Raw genomic sequence first — 13495 nt, forward strand, 5'->3', positions numbered from 1 at the left:
GAGACGAAAATAGGTGAAAAATATGAAACAATATATATATGGTAAAAACACAATATTAGAAGCTTTAAAAGGAAAAAAGAGTGTATATGCTGTGTATATCCAAAACAATGCAAAAGATAGCAGAATTATCGAATTGTGTAAAAAAAAGAAGGTTCATGTAAAGATAGTTGATAAGTCTGAGTTTATCAAGAAATTAGGCAACGTAAGCCATCAAGGAGTCATGGCGGAAATAGAAGAATATCGTTATTATAGTATCGATGAGATGTTAAATGATATTCCTAAAGAAAAAAAGCCGTTATTATTGATGCTCGATGGGCTGGAAGATCCTCACAACTTAGGTGCTATATTAAGAACATGTGATGCAGTTGGGGTTGATGGTGTCATCGTTGGTAAGAATCGAAGTGTGGGGTTGAATGGAACGGTTGCAAAGGTATCAACAGGAGCAATCGATCATGTTAAAGTGGCTCAAGTAACTAATTTAGCTAGAACGTTGGAAGATTTAAAAAAACGTTCTTTTTGGATAGTTGGTTGTGATCTTGATCAATCGCAGGATTATCGCCAAATAGATTACAATATGCCACTTGTGATCGTAATAGGATCTGAGGGTTTTGGAATATCCCGTTTAGTGAAAAAAAGCTGTGATTTCAATGTCGTTTTACCGATGGTAGGACATGTTACTTCATTGAATGCATCTGTTGCAGCGGCAGTGATTTTGTATCAGGTATACAATTCTCGTAATCCTTTATAAGCAGAAGGGAGGTAGCCATGAATGGTTACGATATTGAAGAATTGTATTATTTATATCGACAGGGCAATCCTGTTGCTGGAAAACTATTGATTGAATATTGTTATTGGCAAGTAGAGTTAATGTTGCCAACATATTATTTTTATAGCGAAAATTACCGTAATGAGCGTGATGATTATATTCAAGATGTTGTTATTCGCTGTATTAAAAATCTAGATAGTTATCGTCCAGATAAAGGAATGTTAGTTAAAAGTTATTTATCTATGATTATTCAGCGAGCAATTAGTTCGGTTATGATTAGAGAAAAAAGAAAATCGGTCAAAGAAAAAAATGTTTGTTTTTCATTGAACAGTTATTGTAGTGAAGATGGTAAAGCAAGTTATTTTGATATTGTTAAAGATAATAATAATTTAGAGTATCAACCTGATATCCAAACTGTTCAGTGTGAACAAAGGGAAACGATTGAAAAATATATTTTAGAAAATTGTTCATGTTTAGAACAATCGGTAATCAAAGGTCACGAGCTTGGTTTAAAAGATGTTGAAATAGCTAAAGCATTACAATTAGATGTTAAAAAGGTTTATAATGCAAATTATCGGATTCAAAAAAAGATGTCAAGATTAAAATTGTTTGACTAGTTGATATATTTGTGATAAATTATAATAGCGTAGAAATGAGCTGATTATATGAAACAAAAAGTGATTTTGGTTTGTAGTGAATGTTTATCAAGAAATTACACAATTACCAAAAATAAGCGTGTAAATGTTGAAAGGTTAGAATTAAATAAATATTGTAAAAAATGTGGAAAGCATACTTTGCATAAGGAAACGAAGTAGGAGGTATAGGCGTGAAATTTAGAGATTGGTTTAGTTTAAAAGGAATTAGAAGTGAGATAAAGAAGGTTAGCTGGTTAAGTAAAAAGCAATTAGCACAAAATTCTGCAATTGTATTATTGTTTTGTTTTGTATTAGGATTGTATTTTTTTGCTGGAGATGCAATCATTGCCTTTATTTTAAAAACGTTGGGGATGAATTAAAATGACAGGAATGAATGATGAAGGTAGACAATGGTATGTAGTTAATACATATTCTGGTCATGAAAATAAAGTTAAAGAGAACTTGGAAAAACGTGTTGAATCAATGGGATTGCAAGATGTTTTATTTCAAATTGTCATTCCTGAACATGTGGAAACTGAAATTAAAGATGGGAAAAAAATAAACAAAACTAAAAATATGTTTCCTGGATATGTTTTGGTTGAAATGATTATGACAGATGAAGCCTGGTATGTTGTTCGTAATACTTCTGGAGTTACTGGATTTATTGGTTCTTCTGGTGGAGGTGCAAAACCTTTTCCTCTTCAAAAAAGTGAATTAGATCCAATTCTAAAGAAAATGGGATTGAGTACGAGTGTTGAAATAGATTACCAAGTGGGGGATGAAGTAAATGTGGTCGGTGGACCTTTTGCTGGTAAAAGTGGTAGAGTTGAATCTATTGATACTGAAAAAGAAACGGCTAAAGTGCTAATTGATTTTTTAGGTAATTTAACACCAATGGAAATAGAATTGGTGCAATTGGAAAAAGTTGATTTATAGAGTAGATGTCATGTTTGCAGCATGGCATTTTTTATTAAAAGATATTAATAATAGTGAATGTAAAATTATATTATGTTTATAGTCCAAAAAATAGGTAAAAATAGTTTTATAATCAAAAAATTTGCCTTAATATAATAATATTTTTGTTTTATATATTAAACATCTTCTTTAATAATTTAAATTTAGCTGAATTAATCAAGATAATTTGCACTTTTCTATAAAAAGTGCTATAATAGAAATGTCGTTTTAGATAGGAAGTGAATTAATGGAGAAAATAAAGAGTGAAAAATTAAATAACTTTATTAATGAAAATATTATCAAACGTAAGGCTATGTTTATTCCGATTTTAGGAGTATCTGTATTTATGTTAGTAGGTTATGCAGCAGTCGATAATGAAGCACCAGAGATTGTTTCAAATCGAATTGAGGTTGCATATGGAGAAAAATTAGATTTAAACGCAATTGATATTAAAGATAATCATGATCAGCGAGATGAGTTGGTTGTTGCAGTAGAAGAAGGAAAAGTAGATGTTAAACAGTTGGGTACTTATGAAATAACTGTTAGTGCTAGTGACTGTTCATCAAATGTAGCTACTAAAACGATTGATGTTGATGTAGTTGATGGTGAAGCTCCACAATTTAAAGTTGTTGGAACAGATAAAGGATATGTTGTTCAAGTGCCAATCAATGGAAGTAATGATGTAACAAGTTATATCAATGCAATTGATAATGTTGATGGAGACGTTTCGCCATTTATTGAAACGGATAAGGAATTAGATGCTTCTAAACCAGGAATTCAAGATATTACTTTAACTGTTACTGATTCTTCTGGTAACGTTAATGAAAAGATGTTTGAATTTGCAGTGTCTGATTTAACACCGCCAAGTGTTACTTTATCACAAGGAAATGATATAGTTATTGATTATGCAAGCGAGTTTGTTTTAGAAAATTATTTGGTTGCCAGCGATGATATGGGTGGTGTAACTAATACTATTACTGGTAGCGTTGATACAAGAAAAGAGAACGAAGTTCAGACTATTAAAGTTAGTACTAAAGATGAAGCTAAAAATGAGGTTGTTTCAATTCTTAATTTCACAGTAAAGGATATTAGTGGGCCACAGATTACTTTGACAACTGACAGTACTGAAGTTGTTAAGGGAGATCCGTTTGATCCAAGAGCTTATTTAGTATCAGCTATTGATAACAAAGATGGCGATGTTACTGCAAATGTTGTAATTAGCAGTATTGATACAAGTTCTACAGGTGATAAAGAAGTAACTTATACGGTGTCTGATGCCCTTGGAAATAATTCGGCTGCAATATTAAAAGTAAAAGTTTATACACCAGGAACAAAAATTTTAGAAACGGCTTATACTAAACTAGGTAGCCCTTATGTGTGGGGTGCTACAGGTCCTAATTCGTTTGACTGTTCTGGATTTACTTCTTGGGTATATCGCCAACATGGCATATCATTATCAAGAACTGCTCAGTCTCAATCTCAAGGTGGAACAGCGGTTGAACGTAGTGATTTGCAACCTGGTGATTTGGTTTTCTTTGGTTCTAGTTCAGGTCGGATTACACATGTAGGAATATATGTTGGTGATGGTAAAATGGTACATTCGCCACAAACGGGAGATGTGGTAAAAATTTCACCATTACAAAAAAATTATGTGTGTGCTAGAAGATATTTATAAGATATAGTAAAATAGAGATATTAGAATCTTGAATGATTTTGATATCTTTTTTTATTAGGTCGGATATTATTACTAGATATTAAAAGTTTAAAAAAGTAATATATAAAGGGCAAGAGAACAGAATCAAAAATTACTAGGACCAATGTTTTTGTGTGGTTGAAAAGATCATAGCTATGTGATTGCAATTGATGTTATTTGTTTTAAGAATGTAAAATATATAAATATTTGTAATATTGTTGTCCTGATTTTTTTCTATATATGTAATGTTAGTGTATAAGATATAGAAAATATTTATCAAGTAATCATTTTTTTGATTTTTTTTCATATAGGTGTATAAAGTGAGGAAAAAGTGATGAAAACATTTGATATTATAAGTATGTTATATGAGGATAGTCCTAAAGCTTATGCAGTTATAAAAGGGGAAGGAATAAGGGGGACTTTGTTAGTTTATGAATATGATAAGGGGAGTGTTTTGGTGATTGATGTTCAAGGGTTACCGGATACAGAGTGTGGACAGGGGGTTCATGGTTTTCATATTCATGAGGGGACATCATGTGCAAAAAATGCTGCCTTAGAATATTATGAGGCTGGAGGCCATTTCAGTATAAATGATTGTAAACATCCTTATCATAGTGGCGATTTACCGCCTTTATTTTCAAAAAGTGGTCAAGCATGGATGAGTGTATATATTCAAAAATTTACACCAGGTCAAATTGTCGGACGGACAGTGATCATTCACGAAAAAGCTGATGATTTTACCACGCAGCCTTCAGGAAATTCAGGGAAAATGATAGCCTGTGGTCAAATAATTGAATTATATCAATAATTTTGTTTCATCTAAGCAAAAATGTATTTAACTTGTGTTACAATGTATTGCGGAGGTATTTTATGAATAAGTTATTGTTTTTTGATATTGATGGGACTTTGATAGAATGCAATTTAGGGATTTATTCTATTCCAGATAAATTAAGACAAGATCTGGACCAACTAAAAGTGAATGGTCATGATGTTTTTTTGGCGACAGGACGCTGTAAGTGTTTTATTACAGATGGTGTTATGGATTATCCTTTTAATGGGTATGTGACATGTAATGGCGGGTATGTCGAATATCTTGGGAAACCAATTTATAAAGCAGTTGTTCCTAGCGTAGCTATTAAAGCGACAATGGAACTTTGTGAAAAGTATGATTTTAATTATTATTTTGAAAGTACAGATTTTATTTATGTTCGTGATTGTAAGAATATAAAGCATATAGAGTTTAGTCAAAAATGGCAAATGAAACCAGAAACTGTAATTGACCAGTTTGATCCTGATAAAATAGAGACATATATAGGAATGATCGTGGTTAATAAAATAGAAGACATTCCGATTATGGTTGAAGCATTAAGCCCTTATTTTGATGTTCAAAGACATCAAAGTGATTGCTCTTTCGATTTAACATTAAGAGGCGTTTCAAAGGCCCTTGGAATTAGTGAATTAGTCAAAAATATAAATAAAGATATCAAGGATACAATTGCTTTTGGCGATGGACGAAATGATATTGAGATGTTAGAAACGGCTGGTTTGGGGATTGCTATGGGGAATGCTGTTATAGAGGCTAAAGCTGTAGCTGATTATGTAACTGACCGAATTGAAAACGATGGAATTGAAAAAGCGTTAAAAAAATTTGAATTAATATAGCGGCCAAGTGCTGCTTTTCTTATTTATTTATAGTTTTTTTTAGCGATTGGTGCTATGATATGACTAAAATTATAGAATTGATATAAACTGTTATTGGAAGGAGATAAAATAAATAATATGTTGATGCAAGTAACTTGTTTGGTTATCGGATTTGTTTTGTTGATAAAAGGAGCTGATATATTTGTTGAAGGGGCTTCTAAATTAGCAGCGAAATTAAACATTCCATCAATTGTAATTGGTTTGACAATTGTAGCTTTTGGAACGAGTGCACCTGAAGCAGCAATTTCAATTACTTCGGCGCTGAGCGGTAATGTTGATTTGGCGGTAGGAAATATAATTGGTAGTAATATTATGAATGTATTGCTGATTTTGGGAATTTCTGGCTGCATAGCACGCTTGAAAGTGAAGAAAAATACATATCATTATGAAATTCCTTTTGTAATGGTGATTACTTTAATTTTGCTGATACTTGGGAAATTTGGTGAGTCAATTGATCACTTTGATGGTGTGGTTTTATGGATCTTGTTTTTGATGTTTTTATATTATTTATATCGATTGGTTAAAAAAGGTGAAGAAGTACCGATAGATGAGGTTGAAGAAGTTGGCGCTAAAGATACACTGCTACGATTATTTATAATGATTATTATTGGAATAGCGGCGATTGTAGTAGGAAGTAATATAACGATCGATGCAGCTGTTTATATAGCTGAAGTGATTGGAATCAGTCAACGATTGATTGGTCTTACAATAATTGCATTTGGGACATCGTTACCAGAATTAGTTACTTCAATGACTGCCGCCTGGAAAGGGAAAAGTGATTTAGCGATTGGTAATATTGTTGGTAGTAATATTTTTAATATTTTATTTGTTTTAGGGACAACAGCATTGATTTCGCCTAACGCGATAGCTTTTGAAAGTGGGTTTATTAGTGATGGAATTATTGCTATTGGAGCGTTATTTTTGTTGTATGCATTTATTGATAATGATCTTTTTTTGAAGAAAAGTGGAGCAATCGTAATGCTGATGGGTTATATTGCTTATTTTATAAGTGTTTTATAGGAGAAAATGATGATTAAATTAGGACATAGAGGATATAGTGAAAAATATCCTGAAAATACAATGTTGGCATTTAAAAAGGCAATCGAGGGTAATTTTGATGGTATCGAGACTGATGTTCATTTGACAAAAGATAATCGATTAGTATTGATTCATGATGAGAAAATAAATCGAACTTCTAATGGAAAAGGGTATGTTAAAGATTATACTTATCAGCAGTTATGTCAGTTTAATTTTAATTATCGATTTAAAGATATTGATGCAAAAATTCCGCTATTAGAAGAATTGCTGAATTATTGTATGGATAAAAATGTTATTTTAAATATTGAAATAAAAACTGATAAAATTCAATATCTAAATATTGAAAAGATGACATATGAGATGATTAAAGAAAAGGGGCTGTTGAATAAGGTTATGTTTTCGTCATTTCATTTAGATAGTCTATTAAAGTTGCGGGAATTGGATGATACATTATATCTTGGTTATTTATATGAAGATGATTATGAAATAAACAAGAAAAAAGTTTTTAAATATAAATTTAATGCTGCGCATCCTAAATATGTATTCTTAAATGAAAAGGAAATTGAGGATTATCATCGTCATGGTATTGATGTTAATACATGGACAGTTAATAATGAAGATATTAAGAATTTTCTTTTAGAAGCAGGAGTTAAAACCATAATTACAAACCGTGATATCTAAGGCTGTTTTAGTCTTAGTTTTTTTGCGTATAATAATTTAATGACAAATTAGATGATAGCGTTTTCAAGTTTAATAAGCTGTTTTTGTTGTGAAAAAATGCACAATATTGCTTGTCTTTTTTGCTAAATTGGGGTACACTATCAATGGAAACAAATTAAATATTTCACAATGAATTGGAGGAAGAAATAATGGCAGAAAAAAAAGCTGTTAACAAAGTAGTTGAACCAACAAATGAAGAAATAGATGCTAAAGTTGATCAACTAGTTGCAAAAGCTCAAGTAGCTTTATCAAAATTTGAAAACTTTACTCAAGAACAAGTAGATTATATCGTGGCTAAATGTTCTGTAGCAGGATTAGATGCTCATGGTACATTAGCTGAAGCGGCAGTTAATGAAACTGGACGTGGTGTATTTGAAGATAAAGCAGTTAAAAACTTATTTGCTTGTGAATATGTAACAAGTAATTTGCGTCACTTAAAAACAGTTGGGATCATTAATGAAGATCCACTTTTAGGAATTACTGAAATAGCTGAACCAGTAGGTGTTGTTTGCGGTATCGTTCCAACAACTAATCCAACTTCAACAGTAATTTTTAAATCATTGATTTGTTTAAAAACAAGAAATCCAATCATCTTCTCATTCCATCCAAGCGCTCATGCATGTTCTGTAATGGCTGCTGTAGTTATTAGAGATGCTGCTGTTGCTGCTGGAGCACCAGAAGATTGTATTCAATGGTTAGATGTTAAATCTATGTATGCAACTACTGCATTAATGAAACATCCAGGTGTTGCAACTATCTTAGCAACTGGTGGTAATGCAATGGTAGCTGCTGCTTATTCTTGTGGTAAACCTGCATTAGGTGTAGGGGCTGGTAACGTTCCTGCATATGTAGAAAAAACATGTGTATTACCAAGAGCAGTAAATGATATTGTATTATCAAAATCATTTGACAATGGTATGATTTGTGCTTCTGAACAAGCTGCAATCGTAGATACAGAAATCTATGATGCATTTATGAAAGAAATTAAAAGATTTAAAGTATACTTTGTAAATAAAGATGAAAAAGCTAAACTAGAACAATTTATGTTTGGTGCAGTTGCTTATGGTGATAATGTAAATGCAGCTAAATTAAATCCTAATGTTGTAGGTAAACCTGCTGTTTGGATTGCTGAACAAGCTGGTTTCAAAGTACCTGAAGATACACAAATTATTTGTGCTGAATGTGGAGAGGTAGGACCAAATGAACCATTAACAAGAGAAAAATTATCTCCAGTATTGGCAGTTTTAAGAGCTAAAAATACTGAAGACGGTATTTTAAAATCAACTCAAATGGTTGAATTCAACGGATTAGGTCACTCTGCTGCAATTCATACAGAAGATCATGAATTATCTAAGAGATTTGGACATGCTTGTAAAGCAATTCGTATTATCGAAAATGCCCCATCTACATTCGGTGGTATTGGTTCTGTTTACAATGCATTCATTCCATCATTAACTTTAGGTTGTGGTTCTTACGGACATAACTCTGTATCTAATAACGTAAGTGCTGTTAACTTAATCAATATTAAAAGAATAGGGAGACGTAATAACAATATGCAATGGGTTAAACTTCCTCCAAAAATTTATTTCGAAAAAAATTCAATTAAATATCTAAGAGATATGAAAGTTATGGAAAAAGCCATGATCGTTACAGATAGAGGAATGTACAATCTTGGTTATGTAGAAAAAATTGAAGATGTAATTAGAAGAAGACGTAATAAAGTAGATTTAGAATTATTCTTTGATGTAGAACCAGATCCAAGTCTTGATACAGTTCAATCTGGACTTGAATTAATGAATAAATTCCAACCTGATACTATTATCGCATTAGGTGGTGGATCTTCAATGGATGCTGCAAAAGTTATGTGGTTATTATATGAAAATCCAGAAGTTTGCTTCGATGATATTAAACAAAAATTCATGGATATTAGAAAACGTGCTTTCAAATTCCCAGAATTAGGAAAGAAAGCTAGATTGATCTGTATTCCAACAACTTCAGGAACAGGTTCAGAAGTTACACCATTCTCAGTTATTACTGATAAATCTTGCAATAAGAAATATCCATTAACTGACTATGCTTTAACACCAACTGTAGCAATCGTTGATCCTGAATTCGTAATGAGTTTACCAGCTTCTATTGCAGCTGATACAGGTATTGACGTATTAACACATGCAGTTGAAGCATATGTATCTATCTTAGCATCTGACTTTACTGATGGATGGGCAAAACAAGCTGTTAAATTAGTATTTGATTATTTAGAAGAATCAGTTACTAAAGGAACTCCAATAGCTAGAGAAAAAATGCATAATGCTGCAACAATTGCAGGTATGGCATTTGCTAATGCGTTCTTAGGTATGAACCACTCATTGGCTCATAAAATTGGTGGGGAATTCCACATACCACATGGACGTACAAATGGTATCTTATTACCACATGTTATTAAATATAATGGAACTATTCCAACTAAATTAAATATCTGGCCAAAAATTGAAAATTATAAAGCAGATGTTAAATATATGGAGTTAGCTCAATTAATTGGATTAGATCCAAAAACTCCTGCAGAAGGTGTTCAAATGTTTGCTGATGCATGTGAAGAATTATGTCATAAAGTTGGTTTGGCATCTAATATTGAATCTCAAGGAATCGATAAGAAAGATTGGGATGAAGCAATTCATAGAATAGCTATGAATGCTTATGAAGATCAATGTACTCCTGCAAACCCAAGAATGCCAATGGTACATGATATGGAAGCAATCTTAAGAACTATTTGGGATTACAAAAATAAATTTGATAAATAATAATAGATAATCTTAGACAACCTTTTATAGGTTGTCTTTTTGGTGGTAAATAGAAATAGTAATTTATAGAAATATTATTAAATATTTATTGTAATAAAATATTTTACAAACTTAATTACAGTATTAACGTTAAAAAAATGACTTTTTTAAAACAAATTAATGATATTTAGTGAAAATATTATTTCCACCAAATATTTATTTATAATATGTTGACATTTAAATAAAAATGGGTTATATTCTTATATGTATTATGGTTATGTAAAAGAAAGACAATAATACTTGCATAGGTGACCCCTCTCCCATATAATCACCTATGCAAAAAGAGGAACAAGAAATTGTTCCTTTTTTTATACAATTTATAAGAAAGTTCATAAAGTGTTCATAATTATTCTTTATTATTACAGATGTCGTCAAGACAAGATAATATATAAAGTATAGGCCACCCCCTTCTTCCCCAAGAATGGCCTATACATTTAAGAGAGTGTACCCCAGCACTCTCTTTTATTTAAATAATCTATGCTAAAAAATTCTTGCCTAGATAATAAAAGTTTGCTAGAATGTAAAAGGGCTATAATATGTCTTCCATGGAAGACATTTTTATTTATATACATGGAGAATTAGAGTAATTTCTAATAATAAGGTGACTAGTAACCCTATTATAATTTAGTAAAATCCAATATTGAAATAAACTTGTAAAGATGACTAGGCATCTTTACAAAATATATTATACAAGGAGATTAAAAATGGCAAAATATATTTTTGTAACAGGTGGAGTTGTTTCCGGATTGGGAAAAGGATTAACTGCTGCATCATTAGGTAGAATATTAAAACAACGCGGATTAAAGGTCTTTATGCAAAAATTAGATCCATATATTAATGTTGATCCAGGAACTATGTCTCCTTATCAGCATGGGGAAGTTTTTGTAACTGCTGATGGAGCAGAAACTGATTTGGATTTAGGACATTATGAAAGATTTATTGATGAAGCATTAAATAGAAATTCATCTGTTACAACAGGAAGAATTTATAGTGATGTGATTTCTAAAGAACGTCGTGGTGATTATTTAGGAGCAACTGTACAAGTTGTTCCCCATATTACTAATGAAATAAAGGCTAAAATTTATGCTGTAGCTTCTAGTTCTAAAGCCGATATTATAATAACTGAAATTGGGGGAACGACTGGTGATATTGAGAGTTTACCTTTTTTAGAGGCGATTCGTCAAGTTCGCCTAGATTTAGGATATGAGAATACTTTATATATTCATACAACGTTATTACCATATATTGGAGCTAGTCATGAGGTGAAAACAAAACCGACTCAACATAGTGTTAAAGAGTTACGTGGACTAGGGATTCAACCAGATTTTATTGTTTGTCGTAGTGAAAAGCATATTGAAAAAGAATTAAAAGATAAAATTTCTCTTTTTTGTAATGTTCCAACTCAAAATGTAATTTCTAATTATGATGTAGAAGTTTTATATGAGTTGCCAATGATGCTATTGGAACAGCATATGGATGATTTGGTTCTTGATCATTTAAGAATAGAGGCTCCAAAAGCTGATATGAATGAATGGCAAAATCTAATTAATCGAGTCAGGGGATTAAATCATGAAGTAACGATTGCGTTAGTTGGTAAATATACTCAACTTCCAGATGCTTACTTGTCAGTTAATGAAGCCTTAAGACATGCGGGATATTATGAAAATAGTGTTGTAAATATTGATTTTGTAGATTCTGAAGAAATTACTAAAGATAATGTTGCTGATAAATTAAAAAATGCTGATGGTATAATTGTACCTGGGGGATTTGGCAATCGTGGAATCGAAGGTATGATCGATGCAATCGAATATGCGAGAACAAATAAATTGCCATTTTTTGGAATTTGTTTGGGTATGCAGCTGGCAACAATTGAATATGCTCGAAATGTATGTGGTTTAGAAAATGCAAATTCTTTAGAATTTGATGAATTAACTAAAAATCCAATTATTACTTTAATGTCAGATCAGTTGTTAACAGATATGGGAGGAACTCAAAGATTGGGTGATTATAATTGTGAATTATTAGATGGAACTAATGCTAGGAAATTGTATGATTCACCAATGATAAAAGAGCGTCATCGTCATCGTTATGAGTTTAATAATGATTATAAGGATATATTAGTTGAAAATGGGTTGATTATTGCTGGGATTAATCCTGAGCGTAATTTAGTAGAAATTATTGAAATTGAAGATCATCCATATTTTGTTGCTTGTCAATTTCATCCTGAGTTTACAAGTCGTCCAAATAGATCACATCCATTATTTCAAGGTTTAATTACAGCTGCACATAATCGTAAATATAAAGAATAGGCTTAGGCCTATTTTTTTGGTTGAAAAAGATTTTAGAAAATTTTAATTATTTATTAAAGTTATATTGGTAGGATTTTATAGAAGATTTTGTTATAATACAATAAATTATGGAGGATATTGTATGTTGGAAACTAAATCAACTAAAAAATTTCGAATAATAAAAGGAACTATTTGTATTTTGACTTTAACTATGCTGATTGGGGCTATAGTATGTTTGTTCATTGTCGATGATAATAAAAAAATTAGACGCTTGGTTTTTTCTATTATCCAGTTATTATTAATGATGGGAATCATTGTTTTACCTGAACGTCTTAAAAATAAAATCGGATTGAAAATACCGATTATGTTAGAAACTTCTTTGACAATTTTTGCATTTTGTGGTTTTGTTTTAGGAGATGTATTTGATTTTTATAAAAAATTTCCAATTTGGGATTCGATATTGCATACTTTTTCTGGAGTGATTTTAGCATATCTTGGCTTTGTATTAATAGATTATTTTGTTAAAAGAGATAGTATTAATTTGTATATGGGACATATGTATATTTGTGTTTGTGTGGTTTTGTTTTCTTTGGCTTTAGGGGCTTTATGGGAAATTGGAGAGTATTTAGTTGATGACATTTTTGGGACAAATAATCAACAATATATGAAATCTACAAGAGGAACATTATATGGTGAAAAAGATGAACCGTTACAAGGTCATGAAGCTTTAAATGATACGATGAAGGATCTAATGCTGGATCTTGCTGGAGCAACTGCAGTAGGGACGGTTGAATATATTAGAGAGGATCATCGTAAACGTAAGAAAAGAACCTAAATAATATAGTTTATAATGAAGATCTAAT

The 13495-nt window shown here is 31.2% G+C and carries 13 protein-coding genes; all 13 read left to right on the top strand.

Going from position 1 to position 13495, the window contains the following annotated elements:
- Positions 1-22 precede the first annotated feature (22 nt).
- The 13 genes from rlmB (at position 23) to BR82_RS0101120 (ending at position 13467) form a co-directional block, all read left to right on the top strand.
- A complete protein-coding gene (gene rlmB, locus BR82_RS0101065; protein WP_027088636.1) occupies positions 23-748 on the top strand; it encodes a 23S rRNA (guanosine(2251)-2'-O)-methyltransferase RlmB in 726 nt (241 codons plus the stop codon).
- Positions 749-765: 17 nt separating this feature from the next.
- Complete coding sequence (locus BR82_RS0101070) at positions 766-1383, top strand: sigma-70 family RNA polymerase sigma factor (RefSeq protein WP_027088637.1); 618 nt, start codon at positions 766-768, stop codon at positions 1381-1383.
- A gap of 48 nt (positions 1384-1431) precedes the next feature.
- A complete protein-coding gene (gene rpmG / locus BR82_RS16560) occupies positions 1432-1581 on the top strand; it encodes a 50S ribosomal protein L33 (RefSeq protein ID WP_009009294.1) in 150 nt (49 codons plus the stop codon).
- Between the two features lie 11 nt (positions 1582-1592).
- On the top strand, positions 1593-1781 hold the full coding sequence (gene secE / locus BR82_RS0101075) for a preprotein translocase subunit SecE (RefSeq protein ID WP_027088638.1): 189 nt from the start codon (positions 1593-1595) through the stop codon (positions 1779-1781).
- 1 nt (position 1782) lies between these two features.
- Positions 1783-2337 carry a transcription termination/antitermination protein NusG gene (gene nusG / locus BR82_RS0101080; RefSeq protein ID WP_027088639.1) on the top strand — a complete coding sequence of 185 codons (555 nt, stop codon included), beginning with the start codon at positions 1783-1785 and terminating at the stop codon, positions 2335-2337.
- Between the two features lie 265 nt (positions 2338-2602).
- Complete coding sequence (locus BR82_RS0101085; RefSeq protein WP_027088640.1) at positions 2603-4030, top strand: C40 family peptidase; 1428 nt, start codon at positions 2603-2605, stop codon at positions 4028-4030.
- A gap of 352 nt (positions 4031-4382) precedes the next feature.
- Positions 4383-4856 carry a superoxide dismutase family protein gene (locus BR82_RS0101090; RefSeq protein WP_027088641.1) on the top strand — a complete coding sequence of 158 codons (474 nt, stop codon included), beginning with the start codon at positions 4383-4385 and terminating at the stop codon, positions 4854-4856.
- Between the two features lie 62 nt (positions 4857-4918).
- Positions 4919-5710: a Cof-type HAD-IIB family hydrolase gene (locus BR82_RS0101095; RefSeq protein ID WP_027088642.1), complete on the top strand. Its 792-nt coding sequence runs from the start codon at positions 4919-4921 to the stop codon at positions 5708-5710.
- A 117-nt stretch (positions 5711-5827) separates the two neighbouring features.
- Entirely contained in the window at positions 5828-6769 is a 942-nt protein-coding gene (locus tag BR82_RS0101100; protein ID WP_027088643.1) for a calcium/sodium antiporter, read from the top strand.
- 9 nt (positions 6770-6778) lie between these two features.
- Positions 6779-7468 (top strand): glycerophosphodiester phosphodiesterase, encoded by a 690-nt coding sequence (locus BR82_RS0101105; protein WP_027088644.1) that lies wholly within the window; start codon positions 6779-6781, stop codon positions 7466-7468.
- A 188-nt stretch (positions 7469-7656) separates the two neighbouring features.
- Entirely contained in the window at positions 7657-10305 is a 2649-nt protein-coding gene (gene adhE / locus BR82_RS0101110) for a bifunctional acetaldehyde-CoA/alcohol dehydrogenase (RefSeq protein WP_027088645.1), read from the top strand.
- Positions 10306-11048: 743 nt separating this feature from the next.
- Positions 11049-12653: a CTP synthase gene (locus tag BR82_RS0101115; RefSeq protein WP_027088646.1), complete on the top strand. Its 1605-nt coding sequence runs from the start codon at positions 11049-11051 to the stop codon at positions 12651-12653.
- Between the two features lie 121 nt (positions 12654-12774).
- Positions 12775-13467 carry a DUF2238 domain-containing protein gene (locus tag BR82_RS0101120; protein ID WP_027088647.1) on the top strand — a complete coding sequence of 231 codons (693 nt, stop codon included), beginning with the start codon at positions 12775-12777 and terminating at the stop codon, positions 13465-13467.
- The last annotated feature ends 28 nt before the right edge of the window (positions 13468-13495 follow it).

This window comes from Thomasclavelia saccharogumia DSM 17460 (assembly GCF_000686665.1).
Lineage (GTDB): Bacteria > Bacillota_I > Bacilli_A > Erysipelotrichales > Coprobacillaceae > Thomasclavelia > Thomasclavelia saccharogumia.

What these genes read in the sequence shown, in the direction of transcription:
- rlmB (WP_027088636.1), top strand. Translation starts at nt 23, where the DNA reads ATGAAACAATATATATATGGTAAAAACACAATATTAGAAGCTTTAAAA.
- BR82_RS0101070 (WP_027088637.1), top strand. Translation starts at nt 766, where the DNA reads ATGAATGGTTACGATATTGAAGAATTGTATTATTTATATCGACAGGGC.
- rpmG (WP_009009294.1), top strand. Translation starts at nt 1,432, where the DNA reads ATGAAACAAAAAGTGATTTTGGTTTGTAGTGAATGTTTATCAAGAAAT.
- nusG (WP_027088639.1), top strand. Translation starts at nt 1,783, where the DNA reads ATGACAGGAATGAATGATGAAGGTAGACAATGGTATGTAGTTAATACA.
- BR82_RS0101085 (WP_027088640.1), top strand. Translation starts at nt 2,603, where the DNA reads ATGGAGAAAATAAAGAGTGAAAAATTAAATAACTTTATTAATGAAAAT.
- BR82_RS0101090 (WP_027088641.1), top strand. Translation starts at nt 4,383, where the DNA reads ATGAAAACATTTGATATTATAAGTATGTTATATGAGGATAGTCCTAAA.
- BR82_RS0101095 (WP_027088642.1), top strand. Translation starts at nt 4,919, where the DNA reads ATGAATAAGTTATTGTTTTTTGATATTGATGGGACTTTGATAGAATGC.
- BR82_RS0101100 (WP_027088643.1), top strand. Translation starts at nt 5,828, where the DNA reads ATGTTGATGCAAGTAACTTGTTTGGTTATCGGATTTGTTTTGTTGATA.
- BR82_RS0101105 (WP_027088644.1), top strand. Translation starts at nt 6,779, where the DNA reads ATGATTAAATTAGGACATAGAGGATATAGTGAAAAATATCCTGAAAAT.
- adhE (WP_027088645.1), top strand. Translation starts at nt 7,657, where the DNA reads ATGGCAGAAAAAAAAGCTGTTAACAAAGTAGTTGAACCAACAAATGAA.
- BR82_RS0101115 (WP_027088646.1), top strand. Translation starts at nt 11,049, where the DNA reads ATGGCAAAATATATTTTTGTAACAGGTGGAGTTGTTTCCGGATTGGGA.
- BR82_RS0101120 (WP_027088647.1), top strand. Translation starts at nt 12,775, where the DNA reads ATGTTGGAAACTAAATCAACTAAAAAATTTCGAATAATAAAAGGAACT.